This window comes from Paenibacillus sp. sgz302114 (assembly GCF_056120345.1).
The window spans coordinates 518,134-538,041 of sequence record NZ_JBVYOI010000001.1 but is presented as its reverse complement, the minus strand read 5'-3'; the positions used below and the strand labels follow the sequence as shown (position 1 = coordinate 538,041).

Here is a 19,908-nt window from a genome sequence, read left to right as displayed (position 1 = left end):
CGGATCCCCTCTCGAATAGTCCTCATCAGCTCTTGAGCTATTTTGGAAATGTCGTTATATTCTGACAATCGCTTCTAAAAGTGAAGAAGAGGATCCAGCTAAGAACGTTACTGGATCCTCATCTTTTTAATTGGCTTGCTCAATTTGAGCTGTTCGGCAATTTGATCCGCTTCCATCGGACGACCGAGCAGGTAGCCCTGCATCGTGTTGCAACCATAACGCAGCAGCAAACCGAATTCCTCTTCTGTTTCTACGCCTTCTGCAATTACTTCAAGCTTTAAATTTTCTGCCATCGTGATGATCGTATGGACGATTGAAGCGTTCACGCCGTGCGTGTCCATCTTCTTCACAAACGACTGGTCAACCTTCAGCTTGTCAATCGGCAGCTCGCTCAAATAACTTAATGAGCTGTAGCCTGTACCGAAATCGTCAATCGCGATAGATACGCCAATGCGCTTCAAATTCTTCAGCATCATTAGCGCGTGATGCTTGTTCATCGTCATGCTCTCGGTAATCTCTACGACGAGATACTTCGGATCAAGTCCGGTCTCCTGAAGAATGTTCTCGATCCGCTCGATAATCTTCCCATCATTGAACTGCTGTGTCGAAAGGTTGACAGCGACCGGAATTCTCATTAGCCCTTCATCCTGCCAGCGCTTGTTCGTACGGCATGCTTCGAGCATGACCCATTCGCCAATGGCATGGATCAAGCCAGTTTCCTCGGCAATCGGTATAAAATCCGCAGGCGACACGCGTCCAAGCTCTGGACTTTGCCAACGGATTAAACATTCCACGCCTTTTAAAGTCCGATCAATTCCGTTAAAGACTGGCTGATAGTTCAAATAAAATTCTTCACGGTCAATCGCTTTGCGGAGTCTGCGCTCAATCTCCATTTTGCGGTGAATCTCTTCTTGGAAACGCGCCTCATAGAACTGAATCCGGTTGCCGCCCTCTGTCTTCGCAATATTCATCGCCATATGGGCATAGCGAATGATGTGTTCGATATTCGTATGATTGTCTGGGTATTGGCTAATGCCGAGACTTGATGTCATGTGAATCTCTAATCCATCCAGTATAATAGGCAGACGAATCGATTCCAGCAGTCGCTCGGCATACCGTTCAATCTTATCGAAGGTCGCTCCGCCCATCACACAAATGAATTCATCGCTACCCGCACGGATAATCGTTGTATCTTCAGTTGCAAATCGCTTCAATCGCCTAGCCATAAGCTGAAGCAGCGAATCGCCTTTCTCATGACCCATGGAGTCGTTGATCTGTTTGAAATGATCGAAATTGAAGAATAGAACAGCAAACCGTCCATATTTCGCTTTCGCGCGATCCATCTCCGTCAAGAGCTGATTCTGATTCGGCAGTCCCGTCAGCTGGTCGTGGTTCAGCAGAAACTTAATTTTCTCTTCCATCCGCTTCCGCTCTGTAACTTCTAAGGTGACGGCAATAATTTCTTTTACGATGCCGTTAACACGGACTGGACGAGCAACTGTCGTAAAATGATACTTTCGCCATTCTGTATCGTAGCTGACGCAATCTTCACCATTCCACACTCTAGTCAAATGCTCCGTATGCTGCGCCATCATTTCGGCCGGTACAATATGTTCAAGCGATTGGCCTATGAGGCTCTGGCTCAATTGTCCAAATCGGGTTAACAGCTCGCCTTTGCATTCCGTAAGAATGAACTCGTTAGCTTGCTTAATCAACGAACAATAAAAGCCGTTTAGCTGCTGCAGCGCCTGATTCAGCTCATCGTGAATCGTATGTTCCGATGCAAGACACCCCGTCATGAACTCCAAAAACACCTTCATCTCGTGATTGGCGAGATCCTCTTGTTCCAGTGTTTTCCAGAATGGCTTGGACTCGATTGCTGCATGACAGCGCAGTAAAAACTCTTCTTCCATTTGTGCATTAGCTGGAAATTGGAACAAGCTGTCTTTGTGGAAAAAGTCTGCCGCGCCATTCGTAAGCGCCGCAATGGCTGGGGAAGCACCTTCATCCGTATAGCTGCTTAGCATAATGACCGGCAACGGACTATCAACCATCAACCGGCTGAGTGCTGATAAGCCATCCAGCACCGGCATCTCAATGTCCATTGTAACGAGGTCAGGGCGCATGACCTTTAATTTCTCAAGCGCCTCCTGACCGTTGGATGCTGTTCCCATCACCCATAGTTTAGGGTCTTTTTCGATCAACCTGCTAATCATCTGCCGCATGACGGCAGAATCATCGACGACGAGCACACCGTATGGAGCAGGCGGATCGGCCAAGCCCAGAAGTTTACGCATGAATCGTGTCCCAACCCCTTGATCGGAGCATTTTGTCAAGCTTAAGTACAATTACGAGCTGCTCGTCTGTCTTACAAATACCGCCGATGTATTGATCGGAGATCATCGTAACATCCTTCGGCGCCGATTCGATCTGGCTATGCGTCACATGAATGACTTCGCGTACGCGATCAACGAGAATACCGATATCGCGGCCGTCTTCGTTCAGAATGATTACGCGTGAATGATGATCCGGCTCGGTATGGCGCATGCCAAGACATGACTTGATATCGACAACCGGCATCAGCTCACCGCGCAAATTCATAAGTCCTAGCACTTCCGCCGGCGCGTTCGCCATCCGCAGTATAGAAGGAACCTTGATGATTTCTTTCGCTTGATTAATGTCGAGTGCATAATGCTCATCTTCCAGATCGAACGTCACAAGCTTCACTTTGCGTCCAGTTACCTTCTGCTCATTCGCGTTCGTCTTGCTAATGGTTGCACCGGAGTCGCGAATGACCGCATTCACGTCCAGAATGAGAGCGATACGGCCGTCTCCCATAATGGTAGCGCCGGATACATAAGCGACTTGACCCAAGTAATTGCCAAGCGACTTCATTACGATCTCTTGGTTCGCCACCAGCTTGTCGACGTAGAGGCATACGCGTCTCTCTGCAAGTCCGATCATAACTGCGTAACCTTTGGAATCGGTATCGTTCTCTGCCGTGCCAAGTCTTCTGTGCATCCGTACGAGCGGCAATATTTCTCCTCGAACGACACATACCTCTTCACTGTTCACGATTTGAACATCTTCAGGCGTCAACCGGAAAGTCTCAATAACATTCGTGAGCGGGATTGCAATCGTATGCTTGCCAAGCTGCACAAGGAGCGAACGAGAAATCGCGAGTGTAAGCGGAAGCTTGATCGTGAATACGGTGCCTTCGCCAGCTGTCGTCTCGATGTTAATGATGCCGTTCAGCTTCTCGATATGGGAGCGAACGATGTCCATCCCTACTCCGCGGCCGGAAAGCTCCGTTACTTTCTCCGCAGTGGACATGCCTGAATGGAAAATAAGACTTATGATTTCTTTATCCGTTAACGTTTCTGCCTCTTCCGCACCGATAAAGCCTTTCTGAACGGCCTTCTGCTTGATCCGTTGCAAGTCGATACCGCGACCGTCATCGGCAAGCGTAATCACGATTGCGTTCTCTTGATGGCTTGCACGAAGGAGCAAATTACCCTTGCGGTTCTTGCCCAGCTTCTCGCGCTCATCCGGCGGCTCCAAGCCGTGGTCGATCGCATTGCGAATAATATGGATCAGCGGATCGCTGATCTCTTCGATCAATGTGCGGTCCAGCTCCGTTTCTTTACCTTCCACTTGGAAGGTCACTTCTTTGCCGGCTTGCTCCGCTACATCGCGAACCATTCGCGGGAAACGATTAAACAACTGCTCGATTGGCATCATCCGCGTCTTCATCGTGCCTTCTTGCAGCTCTGCAACGACACGGCCCAAGTGGTCCGTAATTTCGCCGAGCAGCAGCGTTTCCGGCTCTTGCTTGAACCGATCCTCGAACCGTCTGCGCACTTCGCGAATCCGTGTATTATCAATAATCAATTCGCCGACCAGGTTCAGCAGATGCTCCAAGCGGTTCACATCAACCCGAACGGTTTGCTGAATTTGCACTTTGGCGTCTGATTGTCCTAATGCCCCTTGCTCTGTGCTTACTTGCGACACACTGACAGCAGTTGGAGCTGAAGCCGTCGTTTGTTTATTCACAGATACGACGGACGCTTTGGTCCCAATCTGGATGCCGCCTGAAACTTGAAGCTGCTTCACGGTAAAGCTCTCAATCTGCGAAGCTTCCTCCACTTTGCGAACGATTTGCGCTTCTGTATGCTTCGTTGCAAGCAAGAAATGGATCGGACCAGCTGTAAGCAGCTGTTCCTGCTCCCACAAGCCGATTTCCGGCGATGTGCCGACGACTTCTCCGAGCTCCCCCAGATTGCGTAGAATGACCATTGCTTTTACCGTAGGCATCTCGACATCTGCAGCGAGCGTTACGCTAATCTCGTAGGAATGAAGTCCTTCAGTCAGCTTCTGCGCCTTAGCAGCAAGCACAGCTTCGCTCCAGCCGTCATACATCGCTGTCTCCTGCGTTGACGTCGCCTTCGCAGCCTCGCTTGCAGCAGCATTCGCCGTTAACGTTTCCTCTGCAGGCTGGTCGGTCAAAATGCCGTTCAGCAGCTCAACGAGCGTTTCAATCGGCTCATCGTTGAAATCGCCTTTGCGCAGCGTTTCCTTCTTCGCCTTCAAATAATCAATACATTTGAACAGCACATTGATGAGGGACTTGCTCGTTTGCAGCCGGTTCTGACGAAGCAGCTCGAATACGCTCTCAACCTTATGCGTTACTTCCTTCATCGATTGGAAGCCCATTGCCGCGGAAGAGCCTTTGAGCGTATGTGCAGCGCGGAAGATCGTCTGTATCGTTTCCGGCGAATTGCCACCGTTCTCGAGCTCTAGAATCGACTCATCCAGAACTTGCAGCTGCTCTTCTAGCTCATCTAGAAAAACGCTTAAATATGTAAGTGCGAATGATTCGTTCATTATAGACCTCCTCCAGTATTTAGAATTGACGGCAAGTGCAGAATGCTGACAAGCTGGTCATTAATCTTCCCGATACCTGACAAGTTGCCTGCTTGCGCGCCGCCAATACCATCTGGAGTCGGTAAAATTTCCGAGAAAAACGCCACTTGCTCAACACGGTCCACATAGAGTCCTACCGGTTCGCCCTCCGGCGTCTGGACGATGACAATACGGGAGGAAGTCGTCGAATGACTCTCCATCATTCGGAACTTCGAGCGAAGCCCGATGACCGGAACGATAGTACCACGCAAATTAATAACGCCTTTCACATGTGCCCTCGCGGCTGGAATTTCGGTGATTGGCATGTCTTTGATAATCTCTTGAATGTCTGTGATTGGGAGCGCAAATTTCTCCTCATTCAACCCTACTACGATGTAATTGGCCACCGCTCGGACCTCCTTGTTCATCTCTCTATCATTATTATCGGATATGTCGTTCCGTTTCTTTTGTATGAACAACATCTGTCTTCAAAATGACACAATCAAATATATTCATAATCTCGCTACGAGCCTGATGAATGAATCCAAGCACCGATTGCTCCAGCTTACTCGTGCAGAGCGAAGCGTTTACCCAAATCTGCTGATTCATTAGCACAATCGACATATCGTTGTGCGATGGATACCGGTACACTTCGTCAAAAACGTTCGTTTCCGAATACATGTCTGGAAGAACAACTGAGAACATCATGACAGGAGGCTCATCACCCATATCGGTTATACGAAACTGTTCCTGTATTGGATAGTTGTCTTTTGTCCAACGAAAACCATGCGCATAAGCAAGATCCGCTTGCCATACAGGCTCAAATCGGCTCGTTGAGTCCTCGAACAATTCTTTATAAAATTCGAGCAGTTTCATCATGTATGATCACCTATTCGCATCATTGTCTGTCCCAAGTTGCGTTCCTCCTTCGTAATACCGCTACACTGATTATAAGGGCTAAGTATTTGGTAAGTTCTTAATGATCGTTTGGATTGTGTGATTTTGGAACGATTTTATTTGGAAAGTGTTAGCGATATCACAAATATGCACAAAAACAGCCCCTGGCTGCTATTTGCAGCAATTTCGGGCTGTTTTCGTAAAGGACGATCCACTTTCAATCCTTGCAAAGTGTCTCATTATGGTATGCGATTACGCACGCGGTTTACAGAAAGCTACAACATCCTCATAAGACATCGAGCCGCCAAAAATATCAAGCGCGCTGCCGATCGTAATGTCGAGCTTGCCAGCGGCGAGCTTGCGGAACAATTCGAGATCGTCGAATGAACGGGCACCGCCCGCATAAGTCGTCGGAATCGTCACCCATTGAGCCAGCTGCTCGACCAGATCTGTTAGAATTCCGCTCCGCTTGCCCTCAACATCAACAGCATGGACGAGATATTCATTGCAATATTGCGCCAGCTCATTAAGATGTGATGCTTTCACTTCAAAGGTGCTGAACGTTGTCCATTGGTTCGTGACGACGAACCACTTGTCATCCCGCTTCTTGCAGCTCAGATCAATGACCAGCTTCTCCTTGCCGACCTCAGAGACGATGCGCTGCAGGTTGTCCATATCAAGCTCTCCGTCGCGGAAAATATAGGAGGTGACGATAACATGCGAAGCGCCTGCTTCGAGATACTGCGCGGCATTCTCGGCGCGAATGCCCCCGCCGATCTGGAGTCCGCCTGGATACGCTCGAAGCGCGGAGAGTGCCGCAGCCTCATTGCCGCCACCGAGCATGATGACATGGCCGCCAGTGAGCTGATCACGCTTGAACATGTCGGCATAATACGCTGAATCATGCTCCGACACGAAGTTTTCGACGACTTGCTGATCCTCGTTCTGGCTTAATGTCTCACCGACAATTTGTTTCACTTTCCCTTTATGTAGGTCGATACAAGGTCTGAATTTCATTAAGTTCCCTCTTCTCTCGTTAGCTCTAGCATCTAGGTCCGCTTCACACTTATCCGATATAGCAAGTATCCGAGCCACGCGCCGATCGTATTGAGAATGACATCGTCAATATCAAAGCTGCCGCGATGAAGCAGCAGCTGCAGCAGCTCAAGCACGAAGAGCGACGTAATAAAAAGCAGCGAAAATCGGATAAGCTTCATTCCCAGCAAGTACGGCAGCATGAGGCCGAACGGCATGAACACCGCCACATTGCCTACTATATTGACGATCCAATATTTCGCATTGAAGCTGTCTGCATGTTCAAAGTATAAGCGTACCGTTTGAAACGGGATGACGTTGTAGCGATATTCCGCCGAATGAACCGCTGACCGGCCAAAGCCGATAAACATCCAGTAAAAGAGCAATAGCGTATAACCAAACATAATAAGCGCGTATAGTTTCTTCATGAATATGCACGGTTCCCCTTGCGAGCGAAGGCTCTTCCGAATGCCTACTGCTTAATCGACGCCGGTAATCTTCCACCCTGCCCCGTTAATATTGCTGAGGGCATAAGCATCTGTGCGATCCCCTCTAATCCCGTACACACCAATCGTCACATTCGTCTTTCCTGGCTTCTTAGAAACGAAACAGCGTCAGCCGGGATTCGCGAGTCTATGCGGATAATTGGACCTGTTTGCTCCTCTGCGCTTGCAGTCTGCGAAGAAGATGCTGTCTCGTTCTGCTTTAGCTTGTCCGTCGCCGTAGTTAGCTTCGTCGTTAATTCGCTTACATTCTTCCGCTCAACAATGAGTTGGCCGTTCAGCGCGTCAAGCTGTGTTTGCAGACGCTTGCTTCTCTCCAGCTCTGCGGTCAGCTGCATGTCCTGGGAATCCAGCCGCTGCTGCAGCTTATTGCTCCTGTGGATGCCGCTTGAGAACAGAACAGCAACAATAACAACTGCAACTACAATTCTCAGCTTCGTTTGCCAGTGCATCCGTCCATCCCGCCTTCAACTGGTGGTAGAAACTCAGATTAGGCTAAAATTTTCTGTAAAGAAACGGAGTCCAGCCAGCGGTCAAACTTGCGTGCGATTTCTTGATAGTGCGCCGCTTGCTTGTAGCCGAGTTTCTCGAACAAGGCTACGCTGCCTGTGTTCTCCGTACAGATTGCAGCAAGCAAGGAGTGGAAATTCAACTCTCGCGCCACCTGCTCAATGAATTCCGCTGCTTTGCGGCCGATCCCTTGACCGATAAACGCCTGATCCAGGTAGATGCTCACTTCAGCCGTTACGTCAAACGCTGGACGCTTCTTATGCTGAGTTAGAAGTACATAACCCGCATATTGTCCATCAACGAGAACAACATACGAGCGGTACAAATCCGAGAGCGGTTCGATAAGCTGCTTCATCTGATCTGTTGTGTACGGGTACAAGTCATATGTAACCGTTGTATGCTCGATATAGTAATTGTAAGTATTACGAACCGCTTCCAAATAAGTATCTGAATAACTCTCAAACGTAATTTCTGACATCAATCTTGCACCTCATCTTCGTATCTAGTTGTCGTTATCTATTGCTATACCCATCGTTCGATGCTATACACTTTTGTCTGGCCTGTACTCGAATTTTCTGTCACGGTATAAATCCACTCGTATTCATTCATATCAACACGTCCATCCGGGTAGTAGACGCCGATTTTCTCAATAATATAGAACTTGTAGTTCCCGTTCATCTTCTGAATATTCATAATCTGATAGCGGATCAGCTTCTCCTTGATGTTCTTCGAGCTGAGCCTGCGAACCAAGCTTTCCTGCTGCCTATAGAGCGGTCCATCCGGATCAAGCAGCCCTTCCACAAGTGAGAAACGGTTCTTATTGACCGCCTCCACCATCGACTCTTCATATGCATTCATCGTCCGGTTGGCGCCTGACTTCGAGTAATCCATCTGTTCCCCGAGCGCAGTCCCTTCTGATCTCGGTTCATCCTTCGCTGTACAGGCACTTACCAGCAGCATCATACTCAGCAGCGCGCCGAGCGTAGCCCTTCTGTACATGGTCGTTTTCTCCATTCTTTAATTATTGATCTCGCTGCTGACAGCACGTTCATAGATCATAATTGCTTTTCCATCCGGCAGCTCAGCTGGACGGACTTCAACACAGCCATGCCGCTTCCAGAAGCGATGCGCATTCGGATTGTTCACAAGCACGCCAAGCCGGTGCGACTGTACGCCGCGTTCGCGCATGGCGCTGTCAAACAGTTCAAGCGCTGCACTGCCGTAACCTTGCTCGTGGCAGCGACCGTGAATGATGAGCAGTCCAATCCAGCTGCAGCTGTCTTTGGGATTGTGCATGAGAAGCTCAAGAATACCTACAAATTGATCATGATCTTGAAGCAAATATCGTTCAGCCCCGGCTTGTTCGGCGTCCTTCAGCTCGGCAGCAATGTCTTCGGCAGTTAGTGTCGCTTTATTTTTGGAAATCAAATTGAAATGTGGGTTCGTATTAAAAATATCAAGCTCGTGCTCGATATGTTCAGGCTTGCAAGACCGAATCATAGTCAGCATGTCTAGGTGCACTCACCTTCCGTATAAAGCAAAAATGAATATAAACTATAGTTTACCACGATCCTATGATCTTCTGAAATATCCCCATCCAATAAAGCTGAAGACTAGGCTCACCGTTCTTCCCACGCCGGATTGAGCAGCACCATATGGATGTGATCCTCCCATTTGCCATTAATGCGCAAATAGTCACGGGCTATGCCCTCTTGCTTAAAGCCCAGCTTCTCTACAACCTTCAGCGAAGCTGCGTTACGGGGCATAATATTCGCTTCGATCCGGTGCAAATTCAACTCGCTCCAAGCATAACTGATGACTTGTGCGAGTGCTTCGGTCATGTAACCTTTGCTGCGTACAGCAGCATCTGTCCGATATCCGAGGTGGCAGGACTGAAATGCGCCTCTCACAATATTATTCAACGTAACCGTGCCGAGCAGTGGAGCGCCCGGCTGATCTGCTTCACTGAACCAGAATTTCGCGCTTTGTCCATTGCGCACACTCCGCAAATCATCCAGTATGAACTGCTTCTGCACGTCTAATGTGTAATACTCTTCCAGTCTTGCAGGCTCCCATTCGGTGAGCGCATCCCTATTTCGCAGTACGAAATCCAGCGCTTGCTCCGCAAACGTCTCATCAATCGTGCGCAGCACAAGCCGCTTCGTGCGGAGTGCAGGCGTATGTTCGATACGTCCAGTCATTATCTCTCATCCCTCTTGCTATTACTTAATCACATGCCATAATGAGGCAATCCCGAATATGAGCAGCACGAGCCCGGATAGCCGGTTGATCCACCTCATCGCTCCGCCGCTTAACGTCTTGCGGAACGCGCCGATAACAACACTAAGGAACAGCCACCACAGCATCGACCCTGTGAATACGCCAAGCACGAGCAGCAGTGAATCTCCCGTTGTTGCGCCGGTTATTTGAAGTCCCGCAAAAATGCCAAGGAAAGACAAAATTGTCATCGGGTTCGTTATCGTCAGCAGAAATGTTGTCAAGTAAGCCGCAGCAATGTTACGGCTCTTTACCGCTTCCACGCTCGGAGCGGCATTGGAACGAATAGACTGAATGCCTAAGTAGCAAAGAAAAAGGCCACCGATGAGGCTAATCCAGAACTGCTGCGCGAGCAATCCGCTCGTAATGAAATCAAATCCGAAAGCGGCAATCAAGCCGTATAGCCCATCCGCAGTCGCAGCGCCTAGCCCGGCGAAGAAACCGAACAGCCGCCCTTGGTTAATCGTTCTCTTCATGCATAATAGACCAATCGGACCTACTGGGGCCGCAATCGATAAACCAATAACAATACCTTTCCAAACCAACATGACAATGACATACCCTTCTACTCTCTAGTTGCCCTAATTCGTTAGGCTTTGTTGCACTATCCTAGTGTAACCGATTTAGCCGCGTCTCGCCCACCATCAAATTTCAAGTGATAATGGTCAAATTCGGCCAATGCTGCTTCCAAGCTTTCTTCGCAATTCGCTCCAGATAGTATCCGTGATCCGAGAAGTACGGGCTGCGCTGCACGCGCATCTGAAACAGATCGACAAGTCCGTGCGGGCAGCAAAACTCCAGTTGGTCCTCTTCGCTCAATCGGACTCCGATCGCTGTGACCATCTCCGGCCACCGGCTTAACGCATCCGAGGTGGACAGATACGGAATTGGAATTCCATTCCGAGTATGCATTCTCGCTTGATTTTTAACCGACCACTTAGAGTTGCCTGTAGCGGCGATGAGGTATTGTTCAAGCTCATGATCCCGCACAGGCGAGAGATGGTCGCTGTCATAGTACACCAAGTCGATGTCATCATGAAGAGAGCGACCTCTATAGCCACATATCCGATCCCAGACATAATTGCGAATATAACCTGCGGCGATGTAGCACTGCGGCAGCTGTAAGCTTCTCACGAGACGCAGTTCATCCATGAGTGATTCATGCTCCAAGAGAAGCTTGATCAGCCTTTGCTCCAAAATTTGTTCTTCGGCTTGCATGCTCGTTACTTTGCCTCCTTTACGCAAGGTAGTTTGCCTAAGCCTAGCTGTCCCGCTCTTCAAACTCTCTGCCTATCGGCGTGACGAAGCCGTCCATGCTCTCGGAATTTTTCCTTTTGCGATATTCGACTAAATTGTCCTCGCCTTGGTTTGTTGCCCATTTCAGCAGCAGGTCGCGTTCTCCTTCATACGAATAGTAGGGTACGCTGAATCCGCAAGAGGTTTTCACAATTTTAACATCGGACACAATAATTTGACGGTAACCGGGGTAGAGGTTGAAATGCGCTGCAACCTCTTCCCAATCAGGTGAACTTGGAAGAATGACTCTGCCAGTGCCGTACAGTCTAAGAATGAGCGGCTTCCCTTCGAAAGCAACGAACATGAATGTAATGCGATTCACTGCCGACAAATGAGCGCTCGTCTCGTTGCCGCTTCCGGTTAAATCTAAATAAGCGACTTGGTTCGGCGATAATATCCGGAATGCATCATGTCCTTTCGGAGACAAGTTCACATGCCCTTCCTGAGCTGCAGTGCCGACAAAGAATAGTTTTTGCTCACGGATAAATTGTTCATGCTCTGGCAGTATCGTCGTATAAGCAGTTCCCATCTGAATCACCTCATTGATTAAAGTAAGCTCAGACTTCGCTGGATGGATTATCCTCTCCGCTCTGCCTAAGCTGCATGTCACGGGCTAACGCGTCTCGTCAAAGAAGCTGCGAATCAACCGGAAGCAACTCTCTCGCTCATTTCCCATCAAATCATGCTCAGACTGCTCAAGCGCTTCTACTCGGCAACGCGCGAACATTGAAGTATACTTCTCAGTGTCCGTGTCACTTAGCAGCGAGTCTTCTAGCGCGCCTCTCAGAATCAACGCATTCTGCACGGCATCTATCGGCGCAGCAAGATCAATCTGCTCGAAGCAGATACTCTAGCAAGTCCGCATATTCTTCGGCCGTCTCCGACAACCCCGGACAGATGAGCAGCGGAGTCAGACTGGGATCGGCAGCTTGTATCGAATCCAAGTAATGAATAAGGACACCTTTGTTAGCAACATGACTAGACAGAAGCTCCATGTTCACTGCCTATCATCTCCTCGGCTAGTTTCTTTCTGCCAGCACCTTCAACTGTTCATTGCGATAAATAAGGAAGCTCCTCATATACCTACGCAAGACGGCTCGTTCGACAAGCCAGCCAATGACGCCTAGCGGTGCAGCGAATGTTAAACGGTCTCGCATGAGCGTCATCCCATCCACGCGTTCAAAATGATGCTCATGCCGCAAGTGTTTGAAGGCGCCCCGCTGCATTTCATCCACAAAATAATAGGGAGCACGATAAGCCGTAATTCGTGACGTCAACCGCTGCCTCACGCCCAAATGCGTTGCTTCGAACGTCACCGTCTCGCCAAGCCCGATAGGTCCGGTTGTAACGCCGGCAACGGCAAGTTCCTTCGTGTGCGGCCAAACCGTGCGGGTATGCACATCTATATTTCGTGCCAACTCAAAGCACTGCTCGAGTGGCGCGTTAATCCTCACTACAGTCTCGACCGTAACCATCGCATTACTCCTCGTACTACCGTTAGCCTAAGAAGGCCGCCGGATATTTTAGCTCGCCAACAATACCGTTAAGCCCGTCATCATGAAGCTCGAACGCCATGAACACTTCATCGGGCACGGGAAATTGTTTAAGCTCTATGCTGAAGCTGCTCGCAGGTATAAAGCCGAATTTGGGATAATAGGTCGGATGTCCAATAAGCAGAACGGCTGGATAACCTAGTGCTCTGCTCCTCTTCAGTCCTTCTTGAATGAGCACTCCACCTACACCCTGCTTCTGGAAAGCTGGAAGCACGGCGATAGGAGCAAGTACGAGCACATCATGGCTCGCACTTCCGTTTTCTATAGCGGCTTTACTGATTAGTACATGACCTACAATACTGCCGCTGTGCTCCGCCACAAGCGACAGCTCGGGAACGAACTCCGCGGAGGCTCGGATGCGCTCGACCAAATCCGCTTCATCATCTCGATTGCCGAACGCGCAATAATTCACTTCACGAACAATTGCATAATCCACATCTGTTTCCGTTCTTATTAATACTTGCCTCATGCAAGACCTCCCCCTAGTCCTGTTTCCATTCCCTCTATTTCTCTACCAATTCGACATCAAACGCGCTTTTCCCTTTTGTATCCAGTACCTCCAGCACAGCTCAGTAAACAATAAGGCAATCGTCTATAGGCGGAAACTCCGTGGCAAATCACTCCCCGGCGTTCATCTCATATTCGGGACATCCTCCCTGATTCAATTGCCTAATTGTATATGAAACGGGGCATCTGTCCAATCGTTTAGCCCTGTTTTTCATACTATGTTGTATACCGGGTGCCGAACATAATGGTTAATCGCAGCCAGGGCACCGGAAATACCTTTCAAGGGAGGAAGTTGCATGTCCGGTATGCACGGTGGTTTCACTTCTGCTGGCGTGATCTTGGTGTTGTTTATCCTGCTGGTCATCGTAACCCGCGGATTGTTCTTGTAAACAACATCCTCTGATCCCGATATTGTAAAAACCGTCGAGAGGCTTGACCCCTCGACGGTTTTTCGGTTTCCTAGCGCTGCCATGCATACGTATAGAGGGCATGAGCGACGCCATCTTCTTCGTTGGAGAGTGTCACCTGATCTGCTGCTTCCTTGACGCCATCGGGCGAATTCGCTACTGCGATGCCGAGGCCTGCGAATTCAAGCATCCCCAAATCGTTAAAATAATTGCCGATCGCCATGACGCGACTCGGGTCAATGCCTCTTGCGAGCGCTAGCTGGCGCAGCGCTGTTCCCTTACTTGCTTCCTTATGCATCACATCAATAAAAAATTCACCGCTGCGGATATGCGACAAGCCGTGAGTCCAGCCGTTCCATTCCGCTTCAACGCGATCAAGGTCAGCCTTGTCTCCGAATAGGGTGAACTTTACGAGATCATTCGGCAACGGCTCATTCGCGCTGCGCATGACTGGCTTCGCCTCAAACATCTTGTACATCTCTTCCGCTTCCGGCGTAATGCCGTCGATCAGCATCTGAAAGGCTGTATTAAAATCATAGTGCAATTCGCTATTCTTGCAGTAATCGCGGAATCGCGCTATTTCATGCGCGTCAATGCTATATTGGTGCAGAACCTCGCGGCGAGCGGCGTCGATCGTCGCAGCACCATTATGTGTAATCATCGTGCCGGACAATCCGAGCGCATCCAGCACCGGAAGCGCAGAGCCCGGGCCTCGCCCCGTGCATAGCACGATCTCCGCGCCACGATTAGCCGCTTCTCGCACAGCTTCACGTACACCTTCCGTCAGCACATGGTCGTCGGTTAACAGCGTCCCATCAATATCTAACGCAATTAAATCATAGTTCGGTTTGCTCATTTCTCTCCCACCATCCTATCTCTGTCTCTGTCTATATCTCTATGTCTTATCTTAACTGCACTAACGGTGTGCATTAAGAAGCGATTCCAGCTCCGCCTCGGTAAGCGGACGATACGCGCCAAGCGGCAGCGTCTCGTCAAGGAGAAGCGGCCCCATCGAAATCCGGCGCAAATAAACGACCTTCTTGCCGACGGCCTCGAACATCCGCTTCACTTGATGGAATTTGCCTTCATGAATCGTTAACGTGATGCTGCTGTAGACGCCATCCTCACGGCTCTCTTTCTCGCCAATGATCAGCTTCGCCGGCATCGTCTCGTAACCATCCTCTAGCGTAACACCTTGTGCAAAAGCATCCATATCACTCGCATCCACATCACCGTGCACAAGCGCTTCATACGTCTTCGGCACATGCTTCTTCGGCGACAGCAGCTCATGGGCAAGCTTCCCGTCATTCGTAAGAAGCAGCAGACCTTCGGTATCCTTGTCGAGCCTGCCGACAGGGAATGGCTGCAGCACCTGATCCTCCGGGTCGAGCAGATCAAGCACTGTCCGATCACGCTTGTCCTCTGTCGCGGATATGACTCCCTGCGGCTTATTCAGCATGACATAGATCGTATCCTTGTATATAACCGTTTCTTCATCGAACATAACCGTTTGAGCTTCCGGATCCAGCAACAACCCGAAATCTTTTACAACCACGCCATCGACGGTAACCCGTCCTTGCTTAACGACCTTGCGAATCTCGCTGCGCGTTCCAAAGCCCATATTTGACAGCAACTTATCCAGTCGCATCCGTTTTGCCATGTCATTCATTTCCTCCAGACGTCTTTACGCACTTCATCCTATTGTATAATAAGTCCGTTCTATTGACCAACCAAAGCTAACGTCTCATGGGAACAAAAAATCCCCTGCCCCGGATTCGGGACAAGGGAACTAATCTTGTTCATGAAGACGCAATTCCAGCGGAATTTCCGCAAGCGCTTTCGCCAGCAGACGCAGCCGATCATCCACTACGATAACCTCGAATGGAACGAAGGCTGGACGAGCATCCGTACCGCTGCCTAGCACCGTCAGACTTCTCGCCACATCCATGCGTAGCTGCCGTAGATCAAGGCCCATCTGGACATTAGGATAATGCTCCAGCTTCTGCAGCGCTTGGTTAAATAGCTTAACGGCTCCCGAGAAATTGTCATTGCGCCAATGATGAAGGCCAACTGCAGCCTGCAGCAGCCCTTGATAAAGGAGATTGCGGCCTTCTTCAAGCCACAGCTCCTCCATCACCTCATGGCATTCAAAGTAAATGAGATCCACGTTAAACAGCACGACAAAATGGACAAACCGCTCATCATATGAACGCTCTCCATGCACTGCCATTTATGTCGTTCCGCCCTTCTTCGCTCTGTAAAGGGACGATCTGATTTCATCTGACAGCATGCGGATACCGAATGTATCTTCTTTCTCCCAGAGCTCGTTGAATCGCAGCTGGAACTGTACCGCCTCGCGTACGCGATGGAAGAAATACAGCTCTTGAATATCACTCAATACGCTTGAGAACATATTCGATTTCTCTTCAAATTCCCGCTGCGCATCCAATATTTCGTTGCGAATGCTCGACATCTCCGCATCAAGCACGGATGCTGCTTCTGCTGCCTTCTTCAATCGGGCGCGCACGACGTCGGGCAAGCTTTCTTTATATTTGTAGTTCAGCGAATGTTCGATTGTCGCCCAGAAATTCATCGCAAGCGTGCGAATTTGAATTTCTGCCAGCACATGCTTTTGTCCAATCGCCGTCTGAACCGGATATTCGACAATCATATGGTAGCTGCGATAGCCGCTTTCTTTGAAATTCGTAATATAGTCCTTTTCATATACGAGCTTCAAATCTTTACGCATACGAATGAACCCTGCGACGCGGTGAATGTCATCGACGAATTGACACATTATGCGGATGCCCGCAATGTCCTCAATTCCCGTATCAATCTTCTCCATCGGTACGGACAAACGCTTCGCTTTCTCCAATATAGAAGAAATACGCTTTACCCGTCCGGTTACGAACTCCATCGGCGAATATGCTTCTCGATTCTTCAGTTCTGTGCGCAACGTCTTCAGCTTGACCTTCAATTCTTCTACTGCTTGCTCATATGGCTGTAAAAATAGTCCCCAGTCTCTTCCGTCCATCCGGCCGCCTCCTATCTTAAGACCGATGATCTGCTCCTATTGCTTCTGAAATTGATTTAAATCCATCTTTGCGGAGTGCGTCTTTCAGGCCACCCGCAATTTCGCGCAGCAGCTCCGGCCCTTTGTAGATGAGTGCTGTGTAGATTTCTACAAGACTTGCGCCTGCGCGAATTTTATCGTATGCATCAGCAGCCGTAAAGATGCCGCCTGAACCAATAATGGGCAATTTGCCGCCTGTTTGGCGGTACACCTCGCGGATAACTTGTGTCGAACGTTCCTTCACCGGCTTGCCGCTCAGACCGCCGGTTTCCTTCGCGTTCGGATGCTGCAGCCCGTCTCGGCTGATCGTCGTATTCGTAGCAATAATGCCGTTCACTCCGCTTGCTACAATCGTATCGACAGTATACGCAAGCTGTTCATTCGACATGTCCGGTGCGATCTTAACCAGTACCGGCTTTCGTGCTGAGCCTGCCCGCTTCGCCTGGACGTTCATTTCATCCATGACCGTTTGGAGCAGCAGCCGCAGCTCATCGCCATGCTGGAGCGCTCGAAGATCCGGCGTATTCGGTGAGCTAATGTTGACGACGAAGAAATCGCCATAGGTATACAGTTTCTGCAAACAAGCGCGATAGTCTTCATGCGCAAGCTCATTCGGAGTCGTTTTGTTCTTGCCGATGTTAACCGCGATTGGAATACGGCGCTTCGTATCCTTGGCAAGCCGCTCTGCCATCGCGTCGGCTCCATCATTATTGAAGCCCATGCGGTTAATGAGCGCTTCATCAGAAGGAAGCCTGAATAGGCGAGGCAAATCATTGCCTGCTTGTCCCTTCGGTGTTACCGTTCCAACTTCGGCGAATCCAAAGCCGATATTCGCAAACATGTCTACCGCTTTCGCGTTTTTATCCAGGCCTGCCGCCAGTCCGATCGGATGGGCAAAATGGAGGCCAAACAGGTCAATGGCCAGTTCCTTCGCTTCCTCAACACCATACATCGCGCGCATGAGCGCGGGGATGCCTGGGACCCCGCTTGCCGTATGTAAACCATCAATTACCATGTGGTGGGCCTTCTCAGCATCCATTCGGAAGAAATAAGGCTTTGCCAATTTCGTATACAACACTTACGTTCACTCCGTTCTTCGTGTTAGCTCTATCGAACAGTTTAACGTGTTAGGGAGGAAAAAGAAAGAGCCTGCCCTTGCTTTCATCGGGGGCGGGCTTAACATTTTCGCAAGGCTGTCCAGTTGTGCCCGCATAAGAAAACGATTACAATATAGGTACAAACCCATTCATTGTGAGAGAAAGGTTGATCCACATGAGTCAAGCGAAGAAGAAGCCACCGATTATGAAGAAGCAGCAGAAGGAACAAATCAACAAGAAGGCGCTCATATGGATCGGATCTATTTTTGTCGTCATCGTTATCATTATGGCCGTACTAATTGTGATTGATAAGTAACAACTGCGCTTCTAACTTAGCCACTTATAAACGACAGCGGTGTTCGTCTCGTCCTGCACCGGCTTCAAGCGGAAACGCTCGGAAGCCGCTGGTGCTCCGGCGGGGAGAACGCCGCTTTTTATTGTCACCTTCGTGCCCAGCGGCACCAGATCGTACAGTTCATCGAGATCCTTCTGATTCATCCGCACACAGCCGTGCGACTCATCCTTCCCGATACTATCTGGATCATTCGTTCCGTGAATGGCGTACAACGTCTTCGACAATGTCATTCCTCTGCTGCCGAATTCGCTATCATCCCTCCCGTTCGGGTGACGGACCTTCTCACTAATCGAAAAGCTTCCTGTTGGCGTCTTCTCGCCACCTAATCCTACGGTATAGCTGCGCACGATGACATCTCCGCTGATTACGGCGAGCTGGTGATTCTCTTTATCAATGATAATCGAGAGAGGCTCTGTCGGCAGCTTCGTATCCGCTTCTCGCGAGGTTTCTTCGCTCTTCGTTCCAGCACCGGATGAGTCACTCTCACTTCCCGCTGCAGCACCTCTTCCAGATGACGGCATATCTTCTTTATTGCCTCCTGCCGCATCCGAACTCGCCCCAGCTTTCAGCTCTCTAAGCAGCTTCGGGAACAATTGCTTCATAGCTGGCGAAGTACCTGCCAGCACGTTGTCTGGATACGGACGTGTCAGATCATTCATACCGGATGGCCACGCTTTATTGATAGCACGATAATGGGCAATCGCGCTGCGCAGCGTCCATTGCTGCTCTTGCTGTGCGCTCCACTTCTCATATAGCTTATATGCAGTGCTAGAATCGCCTGGCTGGCAGTCGCATGCAGCGCCATCTAGCAAACTGACAGCGACGGGATCCGCTTCGCCTTGCCGTTTACTCATTGCAAGCAGACGTGTCTCCCCCGTCCATTTGCGCCACTTGCCGGCTTGCTGAAGCATCGCGGCAATGCCGGTTTGCTGCTTCACGCCTGTTCCTTTCAATAAACTGCTTAGCGCCTTGCCCATTGTATTGTCACCGGCTGGCTTTACGATTGCAACGTTAAGCCCCGGCTCATTGCTCTGCGGCGCACTTCCTTGCTGCTGCTCCTGCTGCTGCGAATTCCCCTTCGTGCTTGTATTCGCAGCCATATCGGCCAGCGAATCTTCTTCATCCTTCTCCCCGCTGACCGGCAGTACGAGCATGAGACCCATCAACAATAACGTCGCTGCCGAGGTGCGCGCCGCGAGCATCATGAGCTTCTGCTTTCGGTTCCACTTGGCTATCAATTCTTTCGGACGATTCGCCAGTGGATGCTCTTTACGTTCATAAGCATCGTACACACTGCCTGATTGCAAGAAGCAATAGTTTGCTTTGCCTTCTTTCCCTTCGAGCAAATATTGTTTGCCAAGCAGATACCATGCCATTCGATTCTTCGGATGGTTCTGCACGTAGCGCTTTAAATAGCTCATTGTGTCTTCTTGCAGCTGCACAGGTAGTACCCCCATTTACTCGATGTAGGTACTATATCGGCAAAAAAAGCCGCC

Annotated in this window: 25 protein-coding genes; 2 read left to right on the top strand and 23 right to left on the bottom strand. The window is 49.8% G+C overall.

The window, feature by feature from the left end:
• Positions 1–107 precede the first annotated feature (107 nt).
• The 17 genes from AC0LWF_RS02460 to AC0LWF_RS02380 all read right to left on the bottom strand — a co-directional run bounded on the left by AC0LWF_RS02460 (position 108) and on the right by AC0LWF_RS02380 (position 13,442).
• A complete protein-coding gene (locus AC0LWF_RS02460; protein ID WP_474649979.1) occupies positions 108–2,297 on the bottom strand; it encodes an EAL domain-containing protein in 2,190 nt (729 codons plus the stop codon).
• Entirely contained in the window at positions 2,290–4,884 is a 2,595-nt protein-coding gene (locus AC0LWF_RS02455) for a chemotaxis protein CheW (RefSeq protein ID WP_474649978.1), read from the bottom strand. Before AC0LWF_RS02455 ends, AC0LWF_RS02460 begins: the two co-directional genes overlap by 8 nt.
• Positions 4,884–5,309: a chemotaxis protein CheW gene (locus tag AC0LWF_RS02450; RefSeq protein WP_474649977.1), complete on the bottom strand. Its 426-nt coding sequence runs from the start codon at positions 5,307–5,309 to the stop codon at positions 4,884–4,886. Before AC0LWF_RS02450 ends, AC0LWF_RS02455 begins: the two co-directional genes overlap by 1 nt.
• Positions 5,310–5,343: 34 nt before the next feature.
• Positions 5,344–5,781 carry a hypothetical protein gene (locus AC0LWF_RS02445; RefSeq protein WP_474649976.1) on the bottom strand — a complete coding sequence of 146 codons (438 nt, stop codon included), beginning with the start codon at positions 5,779–5,781 and terminating at the stop codon, positions 5,344–5,346.
• 270 nt (positions 5,782–6,051) lie between these two features.
• Positions 6,052–6,816, bottom strand: coding sequence for a phosphoribosylformimino-5-aminoimidazole carboxamide ribotide isomerase (gene hisA, locus AC0LWF_RS02440; RefSeq protein ID WP_474649975.1), 765 nt, complete (start codon positions 6,814–6,816; stop codon positions 6,052–6,054).
• 32 nt (positions 6,817–6,848) lie between these two features.
• Entirely contained in the window at positions 6,849–7,262 is a 414-nt protein-coding gene (locus AC0LWF_RS02435; RefSeq protein WP_474649974.1) for a VanZ family protein, read from the bottom strand.
• A 146-nt stretch (positions 7,263–7,408) separates the two neighbouring features.
• Entirely contained in the window at positions 7,409–7,789 is a 381-nt protein-coding gene (locus tag AC0LWF_RS02430; protein ID WP_474649973.1) for a hypothetical protein, read from the bottom strand.
• A gap of 38 nt (positions 7,790–7,827) precedes the next feature.
• Positions 7,828–8,325 carry a GNAT family N-acetyltransferase gene (locus tag AC0LWF_RS02425; protein WP_474649972.1) on the bottom strand — a complete coding sequence of 166 codons (498 nt, stop codon included), beginning with the start codon at positions 8,323–8,325 and terminating at the stop codon, positions 7,828–7,830.
• A 44-nt stretch (positions 8,326–8,369) separates the two neighbouring features.
• Entirely contained in the window at positions 8,370–8,846 is a 477-nt protein-coding gene (locus tag AC0LWF_RS02420; RefSeq protein ID WP_474649971.1) for a TcaA NTF2-like domain-containing protein, read from the bottom strand.
• An 18-nt stretch (positions 8,847–8,864) separates the two neighbouring features.
• Positions 8,865–9,356, bottom strand: coding sequence for a GNAT family N-acetyltransferase (locus AC0LWF_RS02415; protein ID WP_474649970.1), 492 nt, complete (start codon positions 9,354–9,356; stop codon positions 8,865–8,867).
• 110 nt (positions 9,357–9,466) lie between these two features.
• Positions 9,467–10,048 (bottom strand): GNAT family N-acetyltransferase, encoded by a 582-nt coding sequence (locus AC0LWF_RS02410; protein ID WP_474649969.1) that lies wholly within the window; start codon positions 10,046–10,048, stop codon positions 9,467–9,469.
• Between the two features lie 21 nt (positions 10,049–10,069).
• Positions 10,070–10,672 (bottom strand): LysE family translocator, encoded by a 603-nt coding sequence (locus AC0LWF_RS02405; protein WP_474649968.1) that lies wholly within the window; start codon positions 10,670–10,672, stop codon positions 10,070–10,072.
• A gap of 103 nt (positions 10,673–10,775) precedes the next feature.
• The gene (locus AC0LWF_RS02400) at positions 10,776–11,342 is read right to left on the bottom strand and encodes a nucleotidyltransferase family protein (RefSeq protein ID WP_474649967.1); all 567 of its coding nucleotides are present in this window, start codon (positions 11,340–11,342) and stop codon (positions 10,776–10,778) included.
• Between the two features lie 43 nt (positions 11,343–11,385).
• A complete protein-coding gene (locus AC0LWF_RS02395) occupies positions 11,386–11,949 on the bottom strand; it encodes a pyridoxamine 5'-phosphate oxidase family protein (RefSeq protein WP_474649966.1) in 564 nt (187 codons plus the stop codon).
• A gap of 298 nt (positions 11,950–12,247) precedes the next feature.
• Positions 12,248–12,421 (bottom strand): hypothetical protein, encoded by a 174-nt coding sequence (locus AC0LWF_RS02390; RefSeq protein WP_474649965.1) that lies wholly within the window; start codon positions 12,419–12,421, stop codon positions 12,248–12,250.
• A gap of 18 nt (positions 12,422–12,439) precedes the next feature.
• The gene (locus tag AC0LWF_RS02385; protein ID WP_474649964.1) at positions 12,440–12,895 is read right to left on the bottom strand and encodes an SRPBCC family protein; all 456 of its coding nucleotides are present in this window, start codon (positions 12,893–12,895) and stop codon (positions 12,440–12,442) included.
• A 22-nt stretch (positions 12,896–12,917) separates the two neighbouring features.
• The gene (locus AC0LWF_RS02380; protein WP_474649963.1) at positions 12,918–13,442 is read right to left on the bottom strand and encodes a GNAT family N-acetyltransferase; all 525 of its coding nucleotides are present in this window, start codon (positions 13,440–13,442) and stop codon (positions 12,918–12,920) included.
• 334 nt (positions 13,443–13,776) lie between these two features.
• Here AC0LWF_RS02380 and AC0LWF_RS02375 point away from each other — a divergent pair, with 334 nt between their 5' ends.
• Entirely contained in the window at positions 13,777–13,869 is a 93-nt protein-coding gene (locus AC0LWF_RS02375) for a dihydroorotate dehydrogenase (protein ID WP_090572937.1), read from the top strand.
• A 70-nt stretch (positions 13,870–13,939) separates the two neighbouring features.
• On the opposite strand, the gene AC0LWF_RS02370 is transcribed toward AC0LWF_RS02375, so the two are convergent.
• From AC0LWF_RS02370 to AC0LWF_RS02350, 5 genes are all read right to left on the bottom strand, one after another.
• Entirely contained in the window at positions 13,940–14,743 is an 804-nt protein-coding gene (locus AC0LWF_RS02370) for a Cof-type HAD-IIB family hydrolase (RefSeq protein WP_474649962.1), read from the bottom strand.
• A gap of 60 nt (positions 14,744–14,803) precedes the next feature.
• Positions 14,804–15,547, bottom strand: coding sequence for a pseudouridine synthase (locus tag AC0LWF_RS02365; protein WP_474649961.1), 744 nt, complete (start codon positions 15,545–15,547; stop codon positions 14,804–14,806).
• A gap of 129 nt (positions 15,548–15,676) precedes the next feature.
• Entirely contained in the window at positions 15,677–16,117 is a 441-nt protein-coding gene (locus tag AC0LWF_RS02360; protein ID WP_474649960.1) for a DUF309 domain-containing protein, read from the bottom strand.
• Positions 16,118–16,921 carry a GTP diphosphokinase gene (gene yjbM, locus AC0LWF_RS02355; RefSeq protein WP_474649959.1) on the bottom strand — a complete coding sequence of 268 codons (804 nt, stop codon included), beginning with the start codon at positions 16,919–16,921 and terminating at the stop codon, positions 16,118–16,120.
• Positions 16,922–16,937: 16 nt separating this feature from the next.
• On the bottom strand, positions 16,938–18,038 hold the full coding sequence (locus tag AC0LWF_RS02350; RefSeq protein WP_474649958.1) for a quinone-dependent dihydroorotate dehydrogenase: 1,101 nt from the start codon (positions 18,036–18,038) through the stop codon (positions 16,938–16,940).
• Positions 18,039–18,232: 194 nt separating this feature from the next.
• Between AC0LWF_RS02350 and AC0LWF_RS02345 the strand changes: the two genes are divergently transcribed.
• Complete coding sequence (locus AC0LWF_RS02345; RefSeq protein WP_474649957.1) at positions 18,233–18,373, top strand: hypothetical protein; 141 nt, start codon at positions 18,233–18,235, stop codon at positions 18,371–18,373.
• 11 nt (positions 18,374–18,384) lie between these two features.
• Here AC0LWF_RS02345 and AC0LWF_RS02340 read toward each other — a convergent pair whose 3' ends face one another.
• Positions 18,385–19,854, bottom strand: coding sequence for a L,D-transpeptidase (locus tag AC0LWF_RS02340; protein ID WP_474649956.1), 1,470 nt, complete (start codon positions 19,852–19,854; stop codon positions 18,385–18,387).
• Positions 19,855–19,908: the final 54 nt, after the last annotated feature.